Source organism: Caballeronia sp. dw_19 (assembly GCF_018449515.1).
Lineage (GTDB): Bacteria > Pseudomonadota > Gammaproteobacteria > Burkholderiales > Burkholderiaceae > Caballeronia.
The window spans coordinates 25736-50736 of record NZ_JAAVUQ010000017.1 but is presented as its reverse complement, the minus strand read 5'-3'; the positions used below and the strand labels follow the sequence as shown (position 1 = coordinate 50736).

At 58.1% G+C, this 25001-nt stretch carries 21 protein-coding genes; 5 read left to right on the top strand and 16 right to left on the bottom strand.

The features are described from left to right. Nucleotides 1–2: 2 nt before the first annotated feature. The 13 genes from HB376_RS22110 to HB376_RS22050 form a co-directional block, all read right to left on the bottom strand. A complete protein-coding gene (locus HB376_RS22110; RefSeq protein ID WP_218627343.1) occupies nt 3–1232 on the bottom strand; it encodes a phospholipase D-like domain-containing protein in 1230 nt (409 codons plus the stop codon). Nucleotides 1233–1279: 47 nt separating this feature from the next. After that, complete coding sequence (nudB, locus tag HB376_RS22105) at nt 1280–1756, bottom strand: dihydroneopterin triphosphate diphosphatase (protein WP_213765808.1); 477 nt, start codon at nt 1754–1756, stop codon at nt 1280–1282. Between the two features lie 198 nt (nt 1757–1954). Continuing rightward, nucleotides 1955–3757, bottom strand: a complete 1803-nt coding sequence (gene aspS, locus HB376_RS22100; protein ID WP_213765807.1) for an aspartate--tRNA ligase — start codon at nt 3755–3757, stop codon at nt 1955–1957. Nucleotides 3758–3835: 78 nt separating this feature from the next. After that, nucleotides 3836–4492, bottom strand: a complete 657-nt coding sequence (locus tag HB376_RS22095) for a DUF502 domain-containing protein (protein ID WP_213765806.1) — start codon at nt 4490–4492, stop codon at nt 3836–3838. 198 nt (nt 4493–4690) lie between these two features. Next, a complete protein-coding gene (locus HB376_RS22090; RefSeq protein WP_213765805.1) occupies nt 4691–5110 on the bottom strand; it encodes a zinc ribbon domain-containing protein in 420 nt (139 codons plus the stop codon). 227 nt (nt 5111–5337) lie between these two features. After that, on the bottom strand, nt 5338–5997 hold the full coding sequence (locus HB376_RS22085; protein ID WP_213765804.1) for a methyltransferase domain-containing protein: 660 nt from the start codon (nt 5995–5997) through the stop codon (nt 5338–5340). A gap of 7 nt (nt 5998–6004) precedes the next feature. Continuing rightward, nucleotides 6005–7582, bottom strand: coding sequence for a ubiquinone biosynthesis regulatory protein kinase UbiB (gene ubiB / locus HB376_RS22080; RefSeq protein WP_213765803.1), 1578 nt, complete (start codon nt 7580–7582; stop codon nt 6005–6007). A gap of 11 nt (nt 7583–7593) precedes the next feature. After that, nucleotides 7594–8295: an SCP2 sterol-binding domain-containing protein gene (locus tag HB376_RS22075; protein WP_213765802.1), complete on the bottom strand. Its 702-nt coding sequence runs from the start codon at nt 8293–8295 to the stop codon at nt 7594–7596. Between the two features lie 180 nt (nt 8296–8475). Then, entirely contained in the window at nt 8476–9501 is a 1026-nt protein-coding gene (locus HB376_RS22070; RefSeq protein ID WP_213765801.1) for a Tim44-like domain-containing protein, read from the bottom strand. Nucleotides 9502–9526: 25 nt separating this feature from the next. Then, nucleotides 9527–10258 carry a bifunctional demethylmenaquinone methyltransferase/2-methoxy-6-polyprenyl-1,4-benzoquinol methylase UbiE gene (gene ubiE / locus HB376_RS22065; protein ID WP_213765800.1) on the bottom strand — a complete coding sequence of 244 codons (732 nt, stop codon included), beginning with the start codon at nt 10256–10258 and terminating at the stop codon, nt 9527–9529. A gap of 96 nt (nt 10259–10354) precedes the next feature. Next, on the bottom strand, nt 10355–10765 hold the full coding sequence (locus HB376_RS22060) for a DUF971 domain-containing protein (protein WP_213765799.1): 411 nt from the start codon (nt 10763–10765) through the stop codon (nt 10355–10357). A gap of 49 nt (nt 10766–10814) precedes the next feature. Beyond that, on the bottom strand, nt 10815–11243 hold the full coding sequence (locus HB376_RS22055) for an HIT family protein (protein ID WP_213765905.1): 429 nt from the start codon (nt 11241–11243) through the stop codon (nt 10815–10817). A gap of 36 nt (nt 11244–11279) precedes the next feature. Then, complete coding sequence (locus tag HB376_RS22050) at nt 11280–15371, bottom strand: DUF3683 domain-containing protein (protein ID WP_213765798.1); 4092 nt, start codon at nt 15369–15371, stop codon at nt 11280–11282. 1575 nt (nt 15372–16946) lie between these two features. On the opposite strand from HB376_RS22050, the gene ilvA reads away from it, so the two are divergent. Genes ilvA through queF (HB376_RS22035) form a run of 3 tightly spaced genes read left to right on the top strand, consistent with a single transcriptional unit; the run spans nt 16947 to nt 20219 of the window. Beyond that, nucleotides 16947–18470 carry a threonine ammonia-lyase, biosynthetic gene (gene ilvA / locus HB376_RS22045; RefSeq protein ID WP_213765797.1) on the top strand — a complete coding sequence of 508 codons (1524 nt, stop codon included), beginning with the start codon at nt 16947–16949 and terminating at the stop codon, nt 18468–18470. Between the two features lie 16 nt (nt 18471–18486). Continuing rightward, a complete protein-coding gene (locus HB376_RS22040) occupies nt 18487–19389 on the top strand; it encodes a 5'-nucleotidase (protein WP_213765796.1) in 903 nt (300 codons plus the stop codon). Beyond that, a complete protein-coding gene (gene queF, locus HB376_RS22035) occupies nt 19389–20219 on the top strand; it encodes an NADPH-dependent 7-cyano-7-deazaguanine reductase QueF (protein ID WP_213765795.1) in 831 nt (276 codons plus the stop codon). Before HB376_RS22040 ends, queF (HB376_RS22035) begins: the two co-directional genes overlap by 1 nt. Before the next feature lie 134 nt (nt 20220–20353). On the opposite strand, the gene HB376_RS22030 is transcribed toward queF (HB376_RS22035), so the two are convergent. Then, nucleotides 20354–21160 carry an FkbM family methyltransferase gene (locus HB376_RS22030; RefSeq protein ID WP_213765794.1) on the bottom strand — a complete coding sequence of 269 codons (807 nt, stop codon included), beginning with the start codon at nt 21158–21160 and terminating at the stop codon, nt 20354–20356. A gap of 909 nt (nt 21161–22069) precedes the next feature. Here HB376_RS22030 and HB376_RS41145 point away from each other — a divergent pair. Both HB376_RS41145 and queF (HB376_RS22015) read left to right on the top strand, forming a co-directional pair. Continuing rightward, nucleotides 22070–22561 carry a 5'-nucleotidase gene (locus HB376_RS41145; protein WP_255631496.1) on the top strand — a complete coding sequence of 164 codons (492 nt, stop codon included), beginning with the start codon at nt 22070–22072 and terminating at the stop codon, nt 22559–22561. Further along, nucleotides 22561–23391, top strand: coding sequence for an NADPH-dependent 7-cyano-7-deazaguanine reductase QueF (queF, locus tag HB376_RS22015; protein WP_213765793.1), 831 nt, complete (start codon nt 22561–22563; stop codon nt 23389–23391). The genes HB376_RS41145 and queF (HB376_RS22015) overlap by 1 nt, the downstream gene beginning before the upstream one ends. Nucleotides 23392–23394: 3 nt before the next feature. Here the strand turns inward: queF (HB376_RS22015) and HB376_RS22010 are convergent, their stop codons facing one another. Beyond that, nucleotides 23395–24414 (bottom strand): fimbrial protein, encoded by a 1020-nt coding sequence (locus tag HB376_RS22010; RefSeq protein WP_213765792.1) that lies wholly within the window; start codon nt 24412–24414, stop codon nt 23395–23397. A gap of 186 nt (nt 24415–24600) precedes the next feature. Continuing rightward, nucleotides 24601–24984, bottom strand: coding sequence for a Rid family hydrolase (locus HB376_RS22005; RefSeq protein WP_213765791.1), 384 nt, complete (start codon nt 24982–24984; stop codon nt 24601–24603). Between the last annotated feature and the right edge of the window lie 17 nt (nt 24985–25001).

Sequence of the window (25001 nt, the reverse complement as noted above, 5' to 3'; positions counted from 1 at the left end):
CCTCAATCGTAGCGGCCGATGGTGAGCATTTTCATCATCGTGCGATACGTGTTGTAGGCGAGCCAGTTAAGCAGACGCTCACCAACGGAGCGCGCCGCGTATTGCTCGACGGTAATCGGGCGGCCGTCGTGGAAGGCGGCCAGGATAGCGTCGCGCAGCTTCACGATCTCGTTCTCGTGATTCACCAGCACCATGTTCGCCTCATTGTTCAGCACGAGGCTCAATGCGTCCAGATTCGATGATCCAACCGTAGCCCAGTTCGAGTCCACCACGGCCACTTTGCCATGCAGGATGGTTTTCTCGTATTCCGCGATCCGCACGCCGTACTTCAGGAGATTGCGATACAGGAACGGCGTGGCGTAATCGAGCGCGACAAACTCCTTTCGCCCGATCACCAGTGTGACGCGTACGCCACGCTGCGCTGCGCGCGCCAGCGCGCGGCGCAGCTTGCGCCCCGGCATGAAATACGGATTCGCCAGCATCACTTCTTTTTCCGCGTGCGAAATCGCGGCAAGATACGCCTTTTCGATTGCGCGCCGATTGAGCAGGTTGTCGCGGGCGACGAACGCCACGCACGGTTGATCGACCGCGTGGATCAGGCCCCGTCGCGCTCGTAAGCGTGCTCGCAATGCGCGCCGGTTCGTCCTCGACGATGCCCCCGGCGTAGCTTGCTGATCCTGCGGCCGCGGCGCCAGCGGCTTCACGCCGAGGCGAATCCGTTGCCATTGGAGATCGAAGGCTTCCCGCACGTCCTTGACCACCGGGCCTTGCGCCTCCAGCGCAAAATCCCAGCGCGCGTGGTCGAGATGGACGCCGTTCTGCTCGAAGTCATCGACAATATTGATGCCGCCGCAGAACGCAATGTGATGGTCGATAACCGCCAGCTTACGGTGCGTCCGCGAAAAACCGAGCTGCCCGAACAGATGCGGGTTGTACACGCGATGCTCGACGTTCGCCTGCGCCCATTCGTCGAAGAGCGGAAGCTTCGCCGTGCCGATACCGTCCGTGATCACGCGTACATGCACGCCGCGCCGGGCCGCGTTCATCAGGGCGGTGGAAATGGCGCGGCCGGCTGCGTCGTCGCTGAAGATGTAGGTCTCAAGCGAAACGTCGTGCTGCGCGGCGTCGATGCGTTCGATCAGCGCCGGGAAAAATTCCGCGCCGGATTTGAACAACCGCACCGTGTTGTTGATGGTGAAGCACAACCGTACTGGCCGGCGTCCGCCAAACAGGGCTAGTTTGAGTCGCGCAAACCGCCGTTTGGGCGTGCCGAAACCGATCACCGGTTGTGCTCCGCGAGACGCTCGGGCAATTGCAGGATCGCCTCACGATTCGACGATGAAAAACACTTCGCTGCCGCCTCACGAAGCGGCAGCCAGAGAAAGGCGGTGTGCTCGCGCGGCGCGAGCGTCACTTCCACGCAATGCGGGACGAGCAGGCTGAACTGGTGCTCGACGTTACGCACGACGCCTTCAGCATAGCGATGCCGCCATTCAGGATAGATGTCGTATTCAATCTGGTGATGCCAGTCGAGCAGCGAACGCTCCGGCACGCCCGGGCTGCCGACCACGATCCCCGTTTCCTCGGCGACCTCGCGCGCTGCGGTCAGGACCAGCGGTTCGTCGATGTGATCTTTTGAACCCGTCACGGACTGCCAGAAACCCGGCCGGTCGAAGCGCTCGATAACGAGCACGTCCAGTTCGGGCGTATGGATGACAACGAGGACAGACTCGGGAATTTTCGGCGGCTTGGACATGGTGGGAACGTTGCGGCCTTTATAGAAGGCTGGCCGAAGAATGTAACCTAAAAACGGGACAAGGCGCACCGGGCGGCGGTTTCGTTTCGTCTGTTGCAAATGGGGGACGGGGCGGGGGTTGGCGCGGACAATCGGCCCCATAAACGAAAAAGGCGCCTGCGGCGCCTTTTTCGTTTCAACCATTGTGACTCGTTACGCTTACTGCGGCTTCGGCTCCGGCGCGCGCAAACGAATATGCAGTTCCTTCAACTGCTTTTCGTCCACTTCGCTCGGCGCTTGCGTCAACAAATCGGTCGCGCGCTGCGTCTTCGGGAAAGCGATCACGTCGCGGATGGAATCGGCGCCTGCCATCATCGTGACGATCCGGTCCAGCCCGAACGCAATACCACCATGCGGCGGCGCGCCGTACTGAAGCGCGTCAAGCAGGAAGCCGAACTTGATACGCGCTTCTTCAGCGCCGATCTTGAGTGCGCGGAACACCTTGCTCTGCACTTCTTCCTGATAAATCCGCACCGATCCGCCGCCGATTTCCCAGCCGTTCAGCACCATGTCATAGGCCTTCGCGAGGCAGCGGCCCGGGTCCGTTTCCAGATATTCCAGATGCTCGTCCTTCGGGCTCGTGAACGGGTGATGCGCAGCCACGTAACGGTTGTCTTCCTCGTCGAACTCGAACATGGGGAAGTCGGTCACCCACAGCGGCTTCCAGCCCTTTTCGAACAAGCCGTTCGCACGGCCGAATTCCGAATGGCCGATCTTCAGACGCAACGCGCCCAGGCTGTCGTTCACGACTTTCGAACGATCCGCCGCGAAGAAAATGATGTCGCCGTTCTGCGCGCCGGTCCGCTCGATGATCGCGGTGATCGATGCATCATGCAGGTTCTTCACGATCGGGCTTTGCAGGCCGTCGCGACCCTTCGCGATGTCATTCACCTTGATCCAGGCCAGACCCTTCGCGCCGTAGATGCGCACGAATTCCGTGTAGCCGTCGATCTCGCTACGCGACATCTCGCCGCCACGCGGCACGCGGATTGCCGCCACGCGGCCGTCCTTGGAATTGGCCGGCGTGCTGAAGACCTTGAAATCGACGTCGCGAACCGCGTCCGTCAGGTCCGTGAATTCCAGCTTCACGCGCAGATCCGGCTTGTCCGAGCCGAAACGGCGCATGGCTTCCGAGTACAGCATGACCGGGAATTTCTCGTCGAGCGCGACGTTGATCGTTTCCTTGAAAACGTGACGGATCATCGCTTCGAACAGATCACGGATTTCCTGTTCCGTCAGAAACGACGTTTCACAGTCGATCTGCGTGAATTCCGGCTGACGATCCGCGCGCAGGTCTTCGTCGCGGAAACATTTCACGATCTGGTAGTAGCGGTCAAAGTTCGCCACCATCAGCAATTGCTTGAACAATTGCGGCGACTGCGGCAGCGCGAAGAACTGACCCGGGTTCGTACGCGACGGCACCAGGTAATCGCGCGCACCTTCCGGCGTGCTCTTGGTGAGCATCGGCGTTTCAATATCGATAAAACCCTGCGCGTCCAAATACTTGCGCACTTCAATAGCCACGCGATAACGCAAACGCAGGTTCTGCTGCATCTGCGGACGGCGCAAATCGAGCACGCGATGCGTGAGGCGCGTGGTTTCGGAGAGGTTGTCGTCGTCGAGCTGGAACGGCGGCGTCACCGACGGGTTCAGCACATTCAGCTCATGGCACAGCACTTCAATCTTGCCGCTCGTCAGCCCGGCGTTCGCCGTGCCTTCCGGACGAGCGCGCACGACACCCTTCACCTGCACGCAAAACTCGTTGCGCACGCCTTCGGCCACCTTGAACATTTCAGCGCGATCCGGATCGCAGACGACCTGCACGAGGCCCTCACGATCGCGCAAATCGATAAAAATAACGCCGCCATGGTCGCGCCGGCGATGTACCCAGCCGCACAGCGAAACGCTTTGGCCCAGCAGAGCTTCGGTCACCAGACCGCAGTATTCAGATCTCATCGACATGATGTTGTGTCTTTCGTTATTCATTGATCAACGGCGCGCGCGCACAAGCCCTCAAGCGTTGTTCGCGGCACGCCGGCATTACAGCGGCGGATCGACGGGGCGACGCGGCGCGGCCTGCGCTTGCGGCATGGACGGCGCGACTACTCCCATCGAGACGATGTACTTCAACGCAGCATCGACAGACATGTCGAGCTCGATGACTTCGCTTTTCGGCACCATCAGGAAGAAACCCGAGGTGGGATTCGGCGTGGTCGGCACGTAGACGCTCACATGATCTTCGGTCAGGTGATTGACCACGTCGCCGCCGGGAATGCCCGTCAGGAAACCGATGGTGTAGGACCCCGAATGCGGGTAACGGATCAGCAGTGCCTTGCGAAACGCGTTGCCGCTGCTGGAGAGCAACGTGTCCGACACCTGTTTAACGCTGGTATACAGCGGTCCGACCACGGGAATGTGACGCACGATCACATCCCACCACTCGACCAGTTTCTGGCCGACGAAGTTCTGCGTGAGCAAGCCCACGACGAAAATGAAGGCGAGCGTCAGCACAGCGCCGAGGCCCGGCAGATGAAAGCCGAACAGCCGCTCGGGCTGCCAGGATTCCGGCAGCAGCAGGAGCGTCTGGTCCATGGTCCCGATCACGAGCCCGATCACCCACAGCGTGATGGCGAGTGGAACCAGCACCAGCAGGCCGGTCGCGAACACGGATTTCAACGTAGTCTTTTTGGTCGTCATTTACACAGCCGGAAGGCCGCCCCGCGTGGGCCTCAACGGTTTGGCTGGTTCGCCGCCCGGTGCACATTCATGGCGTCGGGCGGTCATCTTCTTGCGTGCGATCGGACAGATCGAGCAGATCGTGCAACGGAGCGCGCTGGAAGCACAGGTAGGACAAGATTGCGTTGCAGGCTTCGCGCTTCGCTCCAGCAACAAGCATCAATTCGATGCAGGCGACGCCGGTTTGCCCGATGACGCAGCAGCCGACGTCGTGCTGCCTGCCGCCGGCGCGCTTGCAGTGGCCGAATCGGTCTTCGACGACTGATTACCTGAATCCTTGCTCGACTCTTTACTCGAATTACCCGAATCCGATGCGCCTTCGCTCTTCGTTTCGGCTTTGGCGCCCTCGTCCTTCTTACCGCCCTCTTCCTTCCGGGCAGCGGCGGCGCCATTATTGCCACCGCGGAAGTCGGTCACGTACCAGCCGGAACCCTTCAACTGAAAGCCCGCGGCCGTCACCTGCTTGACGAATGTTTCCTTCCCGCACTGCGGGCACTGTTTGAGCGGTGCATCGCTCATCTTCTGGAGCGCGTCTTTTTCGAAGCCGCAGGACTCGCAGCGGTACGCGTAGATCGGCATGTCACTCTTCCTACGATTAACGTTTCGGCGCTTGCAAAGCCTTGAATTATAGCCGCAAACCATCGGCCAACCCTTAATTTTGGGCTGGCAGGCTTAGGTTTCAAGGGGATGCGGCAGGTTTGCGCAGGTTTCTTTTGTCGAAACAGAGCGTGTGCAAGCGCAGGCCGCTTGATGCAGGTACGGGGTCGTGTCAGCCGACTACAGGCGACACGCTGGATACGGTGGATTCAGGCGGGAGGGTTAGCTGTCGGCGCACGCCGACGCCAGGTAAGCCAGCGTTCGCGTCCCGCGAAGACGTCGATGGATCCGGTCACTTCAAGCTCTTCCACGAGCTCGAAATACGGCGTCAGCAGGGCATCAAGCGCGCCCCGCTCAATGCCGAACGGCGGCCCCTTGGGTGTCTCGCCAAGGAAATAGAAACCCGCCAGCAGCGCGCCGGGCCGCAGCAGTTCGGCCATGCGCACGGCGTAATCCTGCCAACGGCCTCGCGGCAAAGCGCACAGGAATGCGCGCTCATAAATCCAGTTCGTTTCGAACGGTGGCTGGTACGTGAAGAAATCGGCTTGCTCAACCACGCCAGCGTGTTCGCCCAATTGTTCACGTGCCGCAGCAACGGCGCTTGGTGAAAAATCGATAGCCCGGACCGGCCAGTTTTCGCGCGCAAGCCATAGCGCTTCGTACGCACTGCCGCAGCCGGGGATCAGCACATTCGCCAAGGCGTTCCGATGCTTGAGGGCAAACGCCTTGAACGCCTCGGGCACGCCAGCCTGATCCCAAGGCATAAAGCGCTGGTCGAAGCGCTCGTTCCAGAAATCGGGGGAATTCGGGTCGCGCGTGTCGAAGCTGGGCGGAACAGCGGGCTCAGCAGGTTTGCGAGTGTCAATCATGGTGCCCTCAACCTCCGTATGCAAATACCTGCCAGAACTGGACAAGCACAGCGCCCGCGCCCACCGCTAGCCCGAATATCAGCAACGCTTGCAGCAAACGATTCGTGCGTTTTTGCTCAAGCAGGATCATGCGCATGAGCTCGTCGTTGCCGCCGCGCGGCTGGTCGTGCCGGTCAGCCAGTACTTGGTGAATCAGGCGTGGCAACTGCGGCAGCGTCTTGCTCCATTGCGGCGCTTCCAGTTTCAGCCTTTCGTACCAGCCGCGCCAGCCGACCTGCTCGTTCATCCAGCGCTCGAGATACGGCTTGGCGGTTTTCCACAGATCGAGTTCGGGATCGAGCGACCGGCCGAGCCCCTCCACGTTCAGCATCGTTTTCTGCAGCAGCACGAGTTGTGGCTGAATCTCGACGTTGAAGCGGCGCGAAGTGGAAAAGAGCCGCATCAGCACCTGGCCCAGCGAAATATCCTTCAACGCCCGGTCGAAGTAAGGCTCGCAGACCGCGCGGATAGCACTTTCCAGCTCTTCGACACGCGTGCTCGGCGGCACCCAGCCCGACTCCAGATGCAGCGTGGCCACCCGGTGATAATCGCGCTTGAAGAACGCCAGGAAATTCTGCGCCAGATAGTTTTTATCGAAATCGGACAACGCGCCGACAATCCCGAAGTCCAGCGCGATATACCGCCCGAACGTCTCTTCCGCGAGACTCACCTGGATGTTGCCGGGATGCATGTCGGCGTGGAAAAAGCCGTCGCGGAATACCTGCGTGAAGAATATCTCGACGCCTTCCTGCGCCAGCTTCGGAATATCCACGCCGGCCGCTCGCAGCACTTCCACCTGACTGATCGGCACGCCGACCATGCGCTCCATCACCAGCACGGTGGGCGCTGAATAGTCCCAATACATCTCGGGCACCATCAGCAAATCAAGGCCCGCGAAATTGCGGCGCAACTGGCTGCCGTTCGCAGCCTCGCGCATCAGGTCAAGTTCGTCGTGCAGATATTTATCGAACTCGGCAACCACTTCGCGTGGCTTCAGCCGCTTGCCGTCCGCCCATAGCCGCTCGGTCCAGTACGCAATGTCGCGCAGCAGCGCGAGATCCGAGTCGATCACGGGCAGCATGTTCGGCCGCAACACCTTCACCGCTACTGCCTTGCCCGCATGCGCGCCGGTCTTGATCTTGGCGAAGTGCACCTGCGCGATCGATGCGCTCGCCACCGGTACACGTTCGAAGTCGTCGAACAAAACGTCGATGGGTGAGCCCAGCGACTTCTCCACAAGGCCGATAGCAACATCCGAATCGAATGGCGGCACTTGATCCTGAAGCTTGGCGAGTTCGTTCGCTATGTCGACAGGAAGCAAATCGCGCCGCGTTGACAGCACCTGCCCGAACTTGACGAAGATGGGTCCAAGGCTTTCGAGCGCGAGACGCAGCCGCACCCCGCGTGGAACGTCGAACTTGCGGCCGAACGTGGTGACGCGCATGAGCAAGCGGACACGGCGGTCCTGGATGCCGCTCATCACCAGTTCGTCGAGACCGAATCGCACTACGGTGAAAAAAATCTTGAGGAAACGCAGAAGACGCATGGTTCAGCCCATTACTTGCTCGTGCCGCGCGCTGACGCGGCGCCGGACGCTGACGCGCCTCGGGCTTCGGCTTTTTGTTCGAGTCGCTCGATGCGTTTTTCGACGCGCGCAAGCGCGTCCCGGGCTTCCGACAGTTCGGCATTGAACGTGTCGAGGGCGCTGCGGCGCACGAGTTGAGGTTGTTCGTCGAGCAGATATTCAGCCACCGATTCAAGCAGATTCCGACCGGAGCGGCGCGCTTGTTCACTCACCTTGCGTACGGTCGAGCCAATGCGGTGAGCGGGGCCGTCGCCAATTACGCGGGCCAGATCTTCTTCGGGCTCCCAGCGCAGATGTTCGGCCAGCTTCGCTATGGTCGTCGCGAACTCCGCGTCGCCTTCTATGCGGACGTGTTTCATCACAGCCGCCTGGCCGCCTTGCAGGAACGCCGGGACGGCCTCGGCGGGAACAGAGAGGGTAACGTCGAAAGTGCGCGCCTCGGTTTCGTCGACGACGGCAATGAACCCGTCCGGCTGGACCATCAACAACAGCGAGAACGGCGAGAGTGCCAGCTGCGCGGTCTTGCCGGCGTAAGGCACAAGGCGCTCGCGAGCCCAGGATTCGCGCGCGAGCACATGGTTCACAGCGGCCGCGAACGCTTTCGATGCGGTTCTGGCTGCGGCCTGAGTGGCAGAAGGTGCTGCGGGGGGGGCGAATTCGTCTGCGTGCGTCATCGGCTCTGAGATGAAAAAACCCGCGCAAGCGGTCACTCGCGCGGGTTTCTATTCTACCTTTGCAACCGGCGTTATCGTTTGCCCCCTGTCTACGCGAACGTCACGTTAGCCATAAGGCCTACACTCCAACGCCCGGACGACCGGCTTTTTCAGCCCGTCATCCAGCTTGCTACCTGCCAATTAACTGACCTGCTGAATCCCGGCCAGCAACCAGCCTTCGTTGCCGTACTTCTGCTTCGACAGGTTCCAGATCTCGATGAACGGTTCGGCAGCAGCGCCTTCCGTTTCACGAATCAGGCCGTGGAAACGCACGCTGGCAAGGCTTTCCGTGCCGCGCTCCTCGACGCCCAGGATGTCGGCGTTGAGTTGCACGACGTCAGTGCGGTTCGGCTGCGTACCGCGTGCATCGATATCCAGCTTCACTTCCGCGAACATTTCCGGCGTGGTGAATTCGCGGATATCGTTGGAATTGCCTCGGTCCCATGCGTCCTGCAAGCGCACGAAATAGACCTTGGCGTTACGCACGAACGCTTCGCTGTCGAAGCCTGCCGGCACCTCAACTTGCGGCGCCGCGTCCACGGCGCCCACCGTGTTCGCGCTGCTCAGCGCAGCGGCGGACGGACCATAACCACCCGGCGCCGACGGCGGAACATAGCTCGGCTCGTGCTGGTTAAACCCGGTACGTGCCGATCCGCCGAACGGCGAACCCGCGCCGGCGGCTGCATACGCCGGTGTGTTTGCGTTTTTCCTGCGGTTCATGATGAAGCGGAACACCATCACAGCGGCCATCACGATCAACGCGATCATGATCATGTTTGCCATTGCGCCGGCGAACGCGCCGCCAAGACCGAAGTGAGACAACAGCGCTGCTATGCCAAGACCCGCGGCGAGACCGGCGAGCGGCCCCATCCAGCGGTTACGCGCAGGCTGCGCAGCCGCGGCGGCAGGCGCTGCTGCCGGTGCTGCACGTTGTGCATTGGCGGCCTGGCTCGACTGCATGGACTGCGAGGGCGGCGTAGCTTGATTCTGTTGAGCTGCAGTCGTTGATTGACGACCCATGCTGCGGCCGCCACCCATGCGGCGTGCCTCTGCATCTTCAGCGATCAAAGCACCGGCCATGATTACGCCAGCCAGCGCAACGACCCCGGCTTTCCTGAATAACGACTTCAGGAAACCCCGAGTTTGGGGTAAGCGCGAATCGGACATTTCGAATCCTTATAAAAGTGGAACACTAAAATTTGGTCCCGACGTGTAAAGCTACCACGCCACCTGACAAATTGTAATATTCGACTCGATCCAATCCTGCGCGTTCCATCATTATTTTTAACGTTTCCTGGTCCGGATGCATCCGGATTGACTCCGCGAGATAGCGATAGCTATCTGCATCTTTCGCGAATTTGTCGCCAAGCCACGGCAAAAACTTGAAACTATAGAGATCGTACGCCTTCTTCAACGGCTCCCATACCTTCGAGAACTCCAGAACCAGAACTCGGCCACCCGGCTTCAGTACCCGGTACATTTCTGCTAACGCACCATCTTTGTGCGTCATATTACGAAGTCCAAAGGCAACTGTAACGATATCGAAATAATTGTCCGGGAATGGAATCTTCTCCGCGTCGCAGATCAGCGTGGGTGTGATCACGCCTCGATCGATCAGGCGGTCACGCCCGACGCGCAGCATGGATTCATTGATATCCGTGTGCCAGACTTCGCCTTTTTCGCCTGCCTGTTTCGCGAACGCTTTCGCCAGATCGCCCGTCCCGCCTGCCAGATCGAGCACTTTGTAGCCTGGACGAACCTTCGCCTGGCCGATCGCGAAGAACTTCCACGCGCGATGCAGACCGCCCGACATCAGGTCGTTCATCAAGTCGTAATTGCTTGCGACCGAATCGAAAACGCCCGCCACCTTCTTCGCTTTTTCCTGTTCGTCGACCGTTTCAAAACCGAAGTGGGTCTTGCTCATCGCGTTCGTCCTTGTCTTGTTCGTGTTGTTGGCCGCGCCCGAAAAGGGGTTTTGGCCGATTGCCGCGACAAATTGCCGCGACAAGGTAAAAATCGGTCAATGGCAGTGGCCACCGGACGCTTTTGGCGTCATTGGCGTGTCGCGGTCAACGCCCGCCGCTTCCAGTTTGGCGAGATAGCCTGCCCAGAGTTCATCCTGACGGACCGCGAGGTCATGCAGGATGTCCCAGGAATAAAGACCGGTATTGTGGCCATCGGAAAAATTGAGCTGCAACGCGTAGTGGCCGACCGGCTCGATCGCGATGATCAGCACGTCGCGCTTGCCCGTTTGCAGAGTTTCCTGCCCGGGACCGTGGCCCTGCACTTCCGCCGACGGCGAATATACGCGCAACAGCTCGAACGGGATCCGATACGTCTGATCATTGCCATATTGCAACTCAAGGGCGCGCGTTTTCGAATGCACGACAATCCCCGTCGGAATCGGCGTTTGTTTGGTCAGTCCGCTCATGGTGAGCCTTTTTATTGAATCAGGAGGTCAGTTAGCCCGGGTCAGAGGGTCAGCCGAACGCCAGCGCCATCTCGGCGCGCACTGCTTCGCGCAGCAAGGTGGCCTGCGCCCGGCGATTCGACAACAACGCTTGGGACACCGTGCGCTGGCGCGGCGCCCAGACAGGCAGCGGGAAACGGGAATCGTTGGAATGGCGCGGAATGACGTGCCAGTGAACGTGAGGAACCTGGTTGCCGAGGCTTGCCAGATTGATCTTCGCCGGCGCGAGCACGCGACGGATCGCGCGCTCCACGCCGTTTACCGCCGTCATGATCTTGAGCCGGGCGGCGTTGTCGAGATCGGACATCTCCGCCACGTGCGCATGCCAGATCACCCGGCAAAAGCCCGGCCATTCGGGCTCATCGGCGAGGATGACGCGCACTGCGTCATCCGACCACAAGACCTCGCCGCCGTCTTCACGGCAAAAGACACAGTCCATCATTTTCCTCTAGCGAAACAAGCCCCGGTTCCGCTATTACACCAGCACGCGCTCGATACCGCCATCGTTAGCGCGCGCCACGTAATCTTCCATCCAGCTCGCGCCGAGCACCTTGCGGGCAATTTCCACGACGATGTAATCCGCTTCTATGTTCGCGTCCTCGTTATACCGCGACAAACCCTGCAGGCAGGACGGGCAGCTCGTGAGGATCTTGACGTCGGTTCCGGTGGATTGTGCCCTGTCGCCCGCTTTTAGCACCGATCCCGGCGCAGCACCCGCCGTTCCAGCCGACGCGTTCGCCAGATTGATGCCGTTCGCACCCGCCTCGCCCACGAGCGGAATGTCGCGCAGCTTGGCCGCGCCCTTGCGGATTTCCTCTTCCTTGCGGAAACGGACCTGCGTGGAAATGTCCGGCCGCGTGACCGCGAGCGTGCCCGATTCGCCGCAGCATCGATCATTCTTCTCGATCTTGTAGCCATCGTGCGCCGAACCCATGATTTCATTCACGAGCTTGATCGGGTCCATGGTCTTGATCGGCGAGTGGCAGGGGTCGTGGTACATGTAGCGCGTACCGGTCACGCCTTCCAGCCGGATGTTCTTTTCCAGCAGGAATTCGTGGATATCGATAATCCGGCAGCCCGGGAAAATCTTCTCGAATTCATAGCCGGCCAATTGGTCGTAGCAAGTCCCGCACGACACCACCACCGTCTTGATATCTAGATAGTTCAGCGTATTGGCCACACGGTGGAACAACACGCGGTTATCCGTGACGATTTTCTCGGCTTTATCGAATTGACCAGCACCGCGTTGCGGATAACCGCAGCACAGGTAACCCGGCGGCAAGACCGTCTGCACGCCCGCTTCCCACAGCATGGCTTGCGTGGCGAGCCCGACTTGTGAGAACAGGCGCTCCGAGCCGCACCCCGGGAAGTAGAAGACCGCTTCCGTATCCGAGGTCGTCGTCTTCGGATTGCGGATGATCGGAACAATCTTGTTGTCCTCGATGTCCAGCAACGCCCGCGCCGTCTTTTTCGGCAGGTTGCCCGGCATTTTCTTGTTCATGAAGTGGATGACTTGCTGCGTCACCGCCGGTTTACCGACCGTTGCCGGTGGTTTCGCCGTCTGCTTCTTCGCAAATTTCTTCAGCACTTCATTGCCCAGCCGCTGCGCCTTGTAGCCGACGCCCATCATCGCCGTGCGGGCGAGGTTGATGGTCTGCGGGTTCGTGGCGTTGAGGAAGAACATGCCGGCCGCGTTGCCCGCGTTGAACTTCTTCTTGCCCATCTTGCGCAGCAGGTTGCGCATGTTCATGGTGACATCGCCGAAATCGATCTTCACCGGGCACGGCGTCACGCACTTGTGACAGACGGTGCAGTGATCGGCGACGTCGTTGAATTCGTCCCAATGTTTGATGGATACCCCGCGGCGCGTCTGCTCTTCATATAAGAACGCCTCGACCAGCAGCGACGTCGCGAGGATCTTGTTGCGCGGGCTATACAGCAGGTTGGCGCGCGGCACGTGGGTCGCGCAGACCGGCTTGCACTTGCCGCAACGCAGGCAGTCCTTGATGGAATCCGCTATCGCGCCAATATCCGACTGCTGCATGATCAGCGATTCATAACCCATCAAGCCGAAGCTCGGCGTGTAGGCGTTACGCAGATCGGCGCCCGCGAGCAACTTGCCCGCATTGAAACGGCCTTGCGGGTCAACGCGTTGTTTGTACGCGCGGAATTCCGCGATCTCGTCTTCGGTCAGGAACTCCAGCTTCGTGATGCCGATGCCATGTTCGCCCGAAATCACGCCATCCAGATCTCGCGCCAGCTTCATGATGCGTGCCACCGCGACGTGCGCGTCCTGCAGCATCTCGTAGTTGTCGGAGTTGACCGGGATATTGGTGTGGACGTTGCCGTCCCCGGCATGCATGTGGAGCGCGACAAATACGCGGCCACGCAGAACCTTCTTATGGATGTTCTGCGCTTCTTCGAGGATGGGCTTGAACTCGCCGCCGTTGAAGATGTGACGCAATTCGGCGCGGATTTCCTGCTTCCAGGAAACGCGAATGGTGCGGTCTTGCGCGACGTCGAATACGCGGACGCCCGGCTGCGAATCCACGCGATCGGCCAGTTTTTCGGCGAGCCCTTCATAGCCGAGCTGAACCATATAATGCTGCGCTTCGCGCAACGGCAGATCCAGCTTCTCGCCGACGAACGTCCAGCGTTCACGCACTCGCTGCAACAGATCGAGCGCTTGCTGTACACGATCCTCAAGCAATTCGGCGCTCGGGATCTCGTTGGCGTCGTCGCTCTTTCCGAGCGGCAGCTTGCCCGTCTTGAAGAACGTTTCGAGGGCATCCACGAGTTGCAGCTTGTTCTTGATCGACAACTCGATGTTGATACGCTCGATCCCGTCCGTGTACTCACCCATACGGTTCAGCGGGATCACGACATCTTCGTTGATCTTGAACGCGTTCGTATGCTTCGCGATGGCCGCCGTGCGCGAGCGATCCAGCCAGAAACGCTTGCGCGCTTCGGCGTTCACCGCGACAAACCCTTCGCCGCTCTTGCCGTTCGCCATGCGGACGACTTCGGACGTGGCCTGGGCGACCGCATCGGGATCATTGCCGACGATATCGCCGATCAGCACCATCTTCGGAAACGCGTTGCGCTTGCTCTTGGTCGCGTAACCGACCGCGCGCAAATACCGTTCGTCGAGATGTTCGAGACCGGCGAGAATCGCGCCACCCTGTTTCGACGTCTCGAACAAGTAATCCTTGATTTCCACGATGCTCGGAATCGCATCGCGTGCCTGGCCGAAGAATTCCAGGCAGACGGTGCGCGTATGCGCGGGCATCTTGTGCAGGATCCAGCGCGCCGATGTGATCAGACCGTCGCAGCCTTCCTTCTGCACGCCCGGCAGACCCGACAGGAATTTATCCGTCACGTCCTTGCCGAGCCCTTCCTTGCGGAATTTGCTGCCGGCAATATCGAGCGATTCAGTGCGCAGCAATTTCTCGCCCGGCGCACGCGATCCGTCGAACCAGTCGAGCCGGAAACGCGCCACGGGGATGTCATGAATCTTGCCGCAGTTGTGATCCAGGCGCGTGACTTCGAGCCAGTCGCCCTGCGGATCGACCATGCGCCACCAGGCCAGATTGTCGAGCGCCGTGCCCCACAGAACGGCCTTTTTGCCGCCGGCGTTCATCGCGACATTGCCGCCGACGCACGATGCATCGAGCGACGTCGGATCGACGGCGAACACGAAACCGGCCTGTTCCGCCGCTTCCGTTACGCGGCGCGTAACCACACCCGCGCCCGAGAAAATGGTCGCGACTTTATGATCGACGCCCGGCAGATCCGTCATTTCGACGGGTCCGAGTTGCTCGAGCTTTTCGGTATTGATGACGGCCGCGAACGGCGTCAGGGGAATCGCGCCGCCGGTGTAACCCGTGCCGCCCCCGCGCGGAATCACGGTAAGTCCTAGTTCGAAACACGCCTTGATCATGCCGGCGATTTCCGCTTCGGTATCCGGCGTCAGCACGACGAACGGGTATTCGACACGCCAGTCGGTCGCGTCCGTCACGTGGGAAACCCGCGACAGCCCGTCGAACTTGATGTTGTCTTTCTCGGTGACCTTACTGAATACCTTCGATGCCTTCTTGCGCAGATCGTAGGTTTGCTCGAATTCCTTCTTGAAATCTTCGACCGCGCGGCAGGCGGCGCTGATCAGCAGTTCCACACGCGCTGCGCGGTCACGGCCGGCGTCGTCCTGATGTTGCGACAGATCCGCTTTGCGGCGCTTTTCGATATCGCCCAGACGGTGATTCAACGCTTCGATCAGCAATGCGCGGCGTTTCGGGTTATCGAGCAGGTCGTCCTGCAGATACGGGTTGCGACGCACGACCCAGATATCGCCGAGCACTTCGTACAGCATGCGAGCCGAGCGGCCCGTGCGGCGTTCGCTGCGCAGGATGGCCAACGCGGCCCAGGCTTCCTCGCCCAGCAGGCGGATTACGATTTCGCGATCGGAAAACGACGTGTAGTTATAGGGAATTTCGCGCAGGCGCGGCTCGGTATCCAGGGCCACGGCATGCGCGGCGCCGTTCGGATCGAAGGCTTGGGGTGCGTTCATATTCGACAGTTCGGTGAGCCGGCGCCTGTGCTGACAATGAAATCACGAGCAGCGCTATAGCCGGCATTGCGCGGGGAGGCGCAGATTTTCGAGTGATACTTTTTTTTGTGAAGGTGCTCGCCGGCAGGGGTGGCAAACGATGCAAAACCTTCGGAGGGTCCGGAATCAGCGGCACGATCGCTGATGACGCGCATGTCGTTCCGAAACCGCGTGGATAGCGCAGCAGAGCGCGCAGCACTCGCGTAGAGCGCCGCGGGGAACATGCGTCAAAAAGCCGGTCCGGGACTGCCGTTGCATCTTCCGATCCTGTATCGAAAAAGGAATTCTAACTCATCGGGGTGTTTGTCGTTCGCACTCGGTAGTGGGTTGAAGGGCTTTGTGCATGTCAGTTTTCGACGGGGTTTTGGTGGTTTTTTCAACTGTTGTTGGGTTTGGTGGGGATCGCCGAGGGGGCGGGCAGCGGCGGGGATGTCGTTGGTTCTGGGGTTTGCGGTCGGGTTGGTGCCGGGGTGGTGGGTTCTAGGTTAGCGGTCGGGGTTCATGCCGGGTTGCTGCTTTCAGTGTTAGTGGTCTGCAGGAGTCGGATTTTCTCTTTATCACTATTAGCCACTGTGCGTGGCGGCACGTCATTTCTTTGTCCAAAGCGACAAAGAAACGAAGCAAAGAAAGCGCTTTAACCGCTCTACCCTAAGTGTCCACAGCGTGCAGTTTCTATTCATGGGTGCCCCAAAAGCACGGTGCTCGCCAGAGCGAAGGATGTGTGAACCCCTCCTTCTCGCGAATCCTGACACGAACACGCTTCGCCCCGTACGCTCTCGGGCAAGCACCATTGCCAAGGAACCCGCACGGCCTTACAGGTATTTACGGCTGCGTTTTTTTGACAGGTTACCTACCTGGTCTGTGCGCATTCATAGGCCACGGCTTCATGCGTGTTTGTGTTTACTGCTTCAGTTTTTGTGAATTGGCTGCGCGTTCTGTACAGCTATCTTCGTCGGTTACGGCCGCCCGCATCTTCGCGGCTTCGTTTCTTCGCGGGTTGGCGACGAGGTTCGAGGCGCGTGCACATTTGGAGGTTGGTTATCCGCGGATAGCGCGGGGTGCTCCTTGGGCAGGTTCAATCACTGGTGGCGAAGCGTGTGGGTATCGGTGTTCGGAGAAGGAGGGGTTCAAACATCCGTGGTTCTGGCGAGCACCGTGCTTTTGGGGCACCTATGAATAGAAACTGCACGCTGTGGACACTTAGGGTAGCGTGGTTGAAAGCGCTTTCTTTGCTTCGTTTCTTTGTCGCTTTGGACAAAGAAATGACGTGCCGCCACGCACAGTGGCTAACAGTGATAATGAGAAAATCCGACTCTCGCAGACCACCACGGCCGAAAGCACCAACCCGGCATAGACCCAGAACCGCTAACCCAGAACCTAGCAACCCAGCACCGACCCCGACCGCTCCCCCCAGAACCAACGCCCCCCAAAAGCCCCAAAAGCCCCAAAACCCGAGCGCCAGCGAGCCCCTACGCTATTATCAACGTTTTCGCTCACAAAAAATGGCGCGCAAAGCCGCGCGCGAACGGCTCCGCAATGACATACCCCGATTACCTCAAGAAAGTCCTGACCGCGCGCGTCTACGACGTCGCCCGCGAAAGCGAACTCGAACCCGCCCGCAATTTGTCCACGCGGCTGCACAACTCGGTCTACCTGAAGCGCGAAGACAACCAACCGGTGTTCTCGTTCAAGATTCGCGGCGCGTACAACAAGATGGTGCAGCTTTCCTCTGACGTGCTGGCACGCGGCGTGATTACGGCATCGGCGGGAAATCATGCTCAAGGCGTCGCTTATTCGGCCACGCGGCTCGGCTGCAAAGCCGTCATCGTCGTGCCGGTCACCACGCCCCAGGTCAAGATCGACGCCATGCGAGCGTTCGGCGGCCCGACCGTGGAAATCGTCCAGCACGGCGAATCCTATAGCGACGCATACGGCCACGCCGTCAAGTTGCAGGCAGAACGTGGCCTGACCTTCGTTCATCCTTTCGATGACCCCGACGTCATCGCCGGCCAAGGCACCGTCGCGATGGAAATCCTGCGCCAGCACCAAGGCCCGATCCACGCCATCTTCGTCCCCATCGGCGGCGGCGGGCTCGCAGCCGGCGTCGCGGCGTACGTCAAAGCGGTGCGCCCGGAGATCCGCGTCATCGGCGTGCAAGCCATCGACTCGTGCGCGATGAAGCAATCCATCGCGGCAGGCGAACGCGTCACGCTGGCCGAAGTCGGGCTGTTCGCCGATGGCACCGCGGTGAAACTCGTCGGCGAGGAAACATTCCGGCTGTGCCGCGAATTGCTCGACGAAGTCATTACGGTGGACACCGACGCTCTCTGTGCCGCGATCAAGGACGTCTTCCAGGACACGCGCAGCGTGCTGGAACCGTCGGGCGCGCTGGCGGTTGCGGGTGCAAAGCTATACGCGGAGCGCGATGGGCTGGAAGCGCAGACGCTGGTCGCCGTGACGTCCGGCGCGAACATGAACTTCGACCGGATGCGTTTTGTCGCCGAACGCGCCGAAGTGGGCGAAGCGCGCGAAGCCGTGTTCGCGGTGACCATTCCGGAAGAGCGTGGCAGCTTCAAACGGTTTTGCGAACTGGTCGGAACACGCAGCGTGACCGAGTTCAACTATCGGATCGCCGATGCCCACGCCGCCCATATCTTCGTTGGCGTGCAGATCAAGACGCGCGGCGAAGCGGTGCAGATGGCGAACGCGTTTATCGAACACGGATTTGCTACGGTCGATCTCAGCCACGACGAGTTGTCGAAGCAACATATCCGCTACATGGTGGGCGGCCATTCGCCGCTCGCGCAAGACGAAAGGCTGCTGCGTTTCGAATTCCCCGAGCGCCCGGGCGCGCTGATGAAATTCCTGTCGTCGATGGCGCCGAACTGGAATATCAGCCTGTTCCACTACCGGAATCAAGGCGCGGATACGAGTTCGATTCTCGTTGGCGTTCAAGTGCCGGCGACGGAGAACGCGGCGTTCGGGCAATTCCTTGCGACCTTGGGTTATCAGTGGTGGGACGAAGGCGCGAACCCCGTGTACAAACTGTTCCTGGCCTGACGGGCGGATGTTTCGCATGGCTTTCACGCTGGACGACAAGCTGGTGGTCGCGATTTCATCGCGGGCGCTGTTTGATTTCGAAGAAGAGAACGAAGTCTATGAAACCGGTGACTTGCGCGAATACGAGGCGCTGCAGCGTTCGCGGCTTCATGTTCCGGCTAAACCCGGTATCGCGTTCTCGCTGATCGAGAAGTTGCTCGCGTTGAACGTGGACAGCGAGCGGCGCGTGGAAGTCGTGATCTTGTCGCGTAGTGATCCCATCAGCGGTTTGCGCGCGTTCAGTTCGTGCAAGGAACACGGCTTGGCGATCGAGCGCGGGGTCTTTACGCGCGGTGAATCGCCGTTCCGGTATCTGGAGCCGTTCCGAGCCTCCTTGTTCCTATCCGCGAATTCCACCGATGTCCGCGCCGCCCTCGCCGCCGGCTTTCCCGCCGCGACGGTCGTGCCGCGAGCGCCGCTTGCCGCGAGCCGGTATCCTGACGAAATTCGGATTGCTTTCGACGGCGATGCCGTGCTTTTCTCCGACGAAGCCGAGCAAGTGTTCCAGGCGCAAGGCTTGCCCGCGTTTGTGGCGCACGAAGTCGGCAAGAAAGACCTGGCGTTGGCGAACGGCCCGTTGAAACCGTTGCTGGAAGCGCTTCACAAGCTGCAAAAACTTAGCCACGACACCACGCGGATGCGGATTCGCACGGCGCTTGTGACAGCGCGATCCGCGCCGGCGCACGAGCGGGCGATCCGGACGTTGATGGACTGGAACATCGAAATCGACGAAGCGATGTTCCTCGGTGGATTGGACAAAGGCCCGTTCCTGGGCAAGTTCGAACCCGACTTTTTCTTCGACGACCAAATTGGCCATTGCGAGTCGGCCCGCGTCGTGACAGCGACGGGGCACGTCCCGAGCGGCATATCGAACGAATAATGAATACGCCCGAACACTCACCCCTTGGCAAGCCGGTCCAGTACTTCGAACGGTACGATCCGGCGCTGCTTTTTCCCATCGGCCGAAAGCCGGGGCGCGACGCGCTCGGTCTCACGGGTCCGCTACCGTTCTTCGGCACCGATATCTGGAACGCCTACGAACTGTCGTGGCTCAACCGTAAGGGCAAACCGCAGATCGCGGTGGCAACGTTTATCGTGCCGGCGGATTCGCCGAATATTGTGGAGTCGAAATCATTCAAGCTGTATCTGGGATCTTTCTCACAGACGGCGTTTGATTCTATCGATGAGGTTCGTGCGGCGATTCGCAAGGACGTTTCCGCGGTCTGCGGTGCGAACGTGTCCGTGCAGCTTGTCGCGCCTTATGAGTTTGGCGTGAAGCTCAAGATGGAAGAGTTTGAAGGTTTATCGCTGGATCGGCTGGATCTGGATACCGATGTTTATGCCCCCGACCCCTCGTTACTGCGTGCATCTTTTGGTGAATCGCCGGTTGATGAGACGCTGTTTTCCAATCTGCTGAAATCGAATTGTCCGGTGACCGGGCAGCCGGATTGGGGCAGCGTGCAGATTCGCTATGTCGGTGCGCCGATCGATCATGCGGGATTACTGCGATATATCATTTCTTATCGTGAACATACCGGGTTTCATGAACAATGCGTTGAGCAGATATTTCTGGATGTGATGCGTGAATGCAAACCGGAAAGATTAGCCGTCTATGCCCGATATACACGGCGAGGCGGACTGGATATCAACCCGTTCCGGACCAACTTCAATCTTCCACTGCCGGATAACGCGCGTCTCGCGCGGCAGTAGATTGACCTTATTCCTATCGCAGGCGGAGTATGCTCCGCCTGCGGCAGTCCGCTATTCGCGACCAACACCGCAGGTCGCACGTCGCGAAGCTCACTGTGTCAGCGCATCACGGCGGAACAGAAACATTGACCGCCTTATACATCAAGTCGTCTTATAGACAGCGCGTTGGCCGCGTCCTTTTTTATGTCTAATATTTTTCTGCTGGGGTGCTGGGCAATACATAGCTCGCCAAGCATCACTGTCTCGTAACCAAGCCCCTTCTGCACCAGGCTCATCAAGCGGTTTCGCTTTCCTGCCTGCCCCTTCATATAGTCCCCCCATACCTCATATAAAATTGGTGGGAACCCAGAAAGTTCAAGCCACTTTCTAGAACCTTTTAGCACTTCAAGTTCAAGCCCTTCAACATCAATCTTGATTAAACTTGCGTAAGGCAAATTTAGCGTATTGAGAGTGGAAATTCGTACTTTCTCGATTTCAGTTGGCACCGTACTTAGCATTTTCTGCTCAAGACGTATGCTTGGATCAAGCGACAGCGATCCGACATTTTTTTCTATCGTCAAATCAAGCACAGGGACGTCAATGCTACCGTCATAATCGCCGATAGCCATGTTATGAGCATAGCAATGTGTCAGGTGATTAGAGAAAAAGTTTCCACACAGTTGGTAAAACACTTGGCGTTGTGGCTCAAACGCGTGGAGCTGACCGTTTTTGCCTTTTATGTACATTCCAATAGGAACAGCATAAGCGCCCAGATTAGCACCAATATCAAGAACAACTGGATTCTTCGTATTCTCCAACAGAAGCTCAGATATCTGCAATGTTGGTGATTCCCAAACCTTTCCTTCTCTAAGGTGAGAATTAATCATGTCCATGCCGGAAGTCAGCAAATACTGGGCAGCGCCGACGGTATACAGCTTTATTTCTTTATTAATTTCGGTCATCTTGTTCGTGATCTGGAGAATGTCGAAATAGCTTACATTGGTTTTTTAATGATTACACGAAAAATAGACTCATTCGTACAAAACAAGAAAACTCTTAAGTACAGTGTTCGATACACCCAAGCCAAGCATTACTTTTTATTCCCGTTTGCAACTTGTTTGTTGCAATATCGGCGTCAAACTCAATATGCATTGTCACATTCGGAATTCATCTGGACCCGTATTTCATCGCCACACGTACCCGACCAATGACAATCTTATTTCACCACGGCTCAGAGTCATTACCCGGTTTCAAGCGAACATGCCATCTGCGCTGAAATTTATTATTATCGATTTCTAGCTTGACAATATTTTCCGAAATTTTTATTCAGAAAAATCACAATAAGGAAGCAGATAAAACGGAGGGTAACTTAGGTCTTGAAGCCGGTGCCTGTCGATCCGGGCACAAGCGTTAATTCGGTTGTTTGATTTGACGGATTCGCAACATCGGTAAGCGTTATTTGCGGATTTGCGCTCCCGTCGCAACTCAAGTCAATTCCAAAGGCGGTCGGGTAAGCGGTAGATCCTACGGCGGCAAGTTCCGGCACATGAACATTCTGAAGCGGTACGGCGTTATCGACGCCCAAGACTTTGCGGGCAGGAACAGTCGCGGAACTTATCGTATAACTATAAATTTAACCTGCCTGCGCCCGCACTTCCGCTGTTGGCATATTCCGTGTTCGCCACGGAAAGGTAGCTCGTGAAAGTGAAGGCGCCAAGCGCTACGGGTGTAGATATCTTAAGTGATCACGCTGGTCCCTTTTTACGACGTTCACATCGTCATCCGGATCATGCGAAAAAAATATTTGGGGGTGTAATTAGTTTTGTGTAAACGGTCATTTGGCAGGAGACTGCCAGCATCTAGGAGCAGCGATGACCGTAGCGAAGCGTATTAAACGAGTAAAGCCCGATCCTGAGTTGGTAAAACTGGCGGACAGCCTGTTGGCGAACTATCAGAAGCCTGAGGATTTGATTGGCGAGAATGGCCTGCTCAAGCAGCTCACCAAGATGTTGGTCGAGCGGGCTCTGGAAGCTGAGATGTCTGAGCATTTGGGCCACGGCAAGAGCGCAGCGGTGACCAACGCCACGGGCAATACCCGCAACGGCCACGACACCACGCGGATGCGGATTCGCACGGCGCTGGTCACGGCGCGATCGGCGCCGGCGCACGAGCGGGCGATCCGGACGTTGATGGACTGGAACATCGAAATCGACGAAGCGATGTTCCTCGGTGGATTGGACAAAGGCCCGTTCCTGGGCAAGTTCGAACCCGACTTTTTCTTCGACGACCAAATTGGCCATTGCGAGTCGGCCCGCGTCGTGACAGCGACGGGGCACGTCCCGAGCGGCATATCGAACGAATAATGAATACGCCCGAACACTCCCCCCTTGGCAAGCCGGTCCAGTACTTCGAACGGTACGATCCGGCGTTGCTTTTTCCCATCGGCCGAAAGTCGGGGCGCGACGCGCTCGGTCTCACGGGTCCGCTACCGTTTTTCGGCACCGATATCTGGAACGCCTACGAACTGTCTTGGCTCAACCGCAAGGGCAAGCCGCAGATCGCGGTGGCAACGTTTATCGTGCCGGCGGATTCGCCGAATATTGTGGAGTCGAAATCATTCAAGCTGTATCTGGGATCTTTCTCACAGACGGCGTTTGATTCTATCGATGAGGTTCGTGCGGCGATTCGCAAGGACGTTTCCGCGGTCTGCGGTGCGAACGTGTCCGTGCAGCTTGTCGCGCCTTATGAGTTTGGCGTGAAGCTCAAGATGGAAGAGTTTGAAGGTTTATCGCTGGATCGGCTGGATCTGGATACCTATGTTTATTCTCCTGATCCTTCGCTTTTGCGCACTTCGTTTGGCGAATCGCCGGTTGATGAAACGCTGTTTTCCAATCTGCTGAAATCGAATTGTCCGGTGACCGGGCAGCCGGATTGGGGCAGTGTGCAGATTCGTTATGTCGGTGCGCCAATTGATCATGCGGGATTGCTGCGATATATCATTTCTTATCGTGAACATACCGGGTTTCATGAGCAATGCGTTGAGCAGATATTTCTGGATGTGATGCGTGAATGCAAACCGGAACGCCTTGCCGTATATGCACGATATACACGGCGCGGCGGCTTGGATATCAATCCGTTTCGGACCAACTTTAATTTGCCACTGCCGGATAACGCACGGTTGGCGCGGCAGTAACCACTATTGATACGTAAAGGTGAAGGTAGCTCTCCCGAGCACACTCCCGGGCGTTAAATTGCCGGTCCGTATATATCTCGCCGTGAATGGAAGATGAATACCACCGGAAACAGTGCCTAAATCCAGCGAATTGGTAATCGCAGCGCCCGATCCCGTGTAGAAGATTGGAGCAGGTCCCAGGCGTACCAGTGCGTCATTATAAAGAATCTGAATTGCGATGCCTGAAGCAGTAGAACCGGGGGCGAGCGTCAGCTCCGTAGATTGATTTAGCGGTGTGGCCGCATCTGTCAAAGTGATTTGAGGCCTGGCATTGCTTTCACACCGAAGATCTATTCCAAAATTCGTTGGATAGGCAATGGAACCTGGAGCCGGCAATTCGGAAACATGCACATTTTGCAGCGGCACCGCAATATCTGATTTTACGACGGAGCACGCGGCGACTGTCACCGGGTTGATGGTATAGCCCCAACTCAAAAGACTATTCGATCCGCTACCACCATTCGCATACTCGGTGCTTGGCGCGCTGACATATGCGCCAAATTTGAAAGACCCCGCCGCGACGGCGCTAGCGGTCTTAACTAGTTCGAATGATCCCTGGAGCACGCTCACGCCAGTTTGTGCCACACCGAAATCGAACGTATTTGATGTGCCGCTGTACGAAATGGGCTTCATGACTGTTCCATCAATCGCGCGCATCCGGAAGCCGATCCCTTGCGTTATCCCCGGAAACATATATACATCCGAATATCCATCCACCAGTGCGGCAGACAACCCGGACACTTGTGCGTACCAATGCACGGTTCCATTGAATTTATTTGTACAGGTAATGGTGATAGAAAAACTGGCCTTCGCGCCAGGAATATCTTGTCCGACTGCCAGGTTAGTCGGCACGGAAACTGATGGCAAGTTGACAAACGCTGGCAGCGGAGCAGTGCAGTCACTATATGCAGAAAATACCTTTGTCGAAAATAGCCCCGCCAGCACAAACATCAGATAGCGAATATTGCGAATTGTGTGGCACAAGATCGTGTCCGTTTGATTATTTGAAACGTCGACGTATTACTTTGACAGGGGACTATAACCCGCAAAAGCCATTTCGCCATGTTCGCTGAAAAAAATCAAACTGCACCTGAAAAAGACTTTTTCATTTTGTGCATCCGGACATTCACCTTCGCGGATGCACTCTGATTTATATAAATCAGCTTTTACTTAGCCGGCCTTCCTATAAGCCACGCAATCCACTTCGACCTTGCAATCGATCACCATCGATGAAACCACGCAAGCGCGTGCTGGCGGATGTTCCCCGAAGTACTCTTTGAATACCTTGTTAAACGACGCAAAATCCCGCGGATCGTCAAGCCAGACGCCGCAACGCACGACATGCTCCGCGCCATACCCAGCTTCCTTCAAAATCGCGAAAACATTCTGAATAGCCTTGTGCGATTGGGCCACAATCCCGCCTTCAATCACTTCGCCATTTTCCATCGGCGTCTGGCCGGAAACAAACAGCCATCCGTCCGCTTCAACGGCCCGCGAAAACGGCATGACCGCGCCGCCTTGTCCTTTACCACCTTCCACGCCATATCGTTTCATTGCACATCCTCAACGTT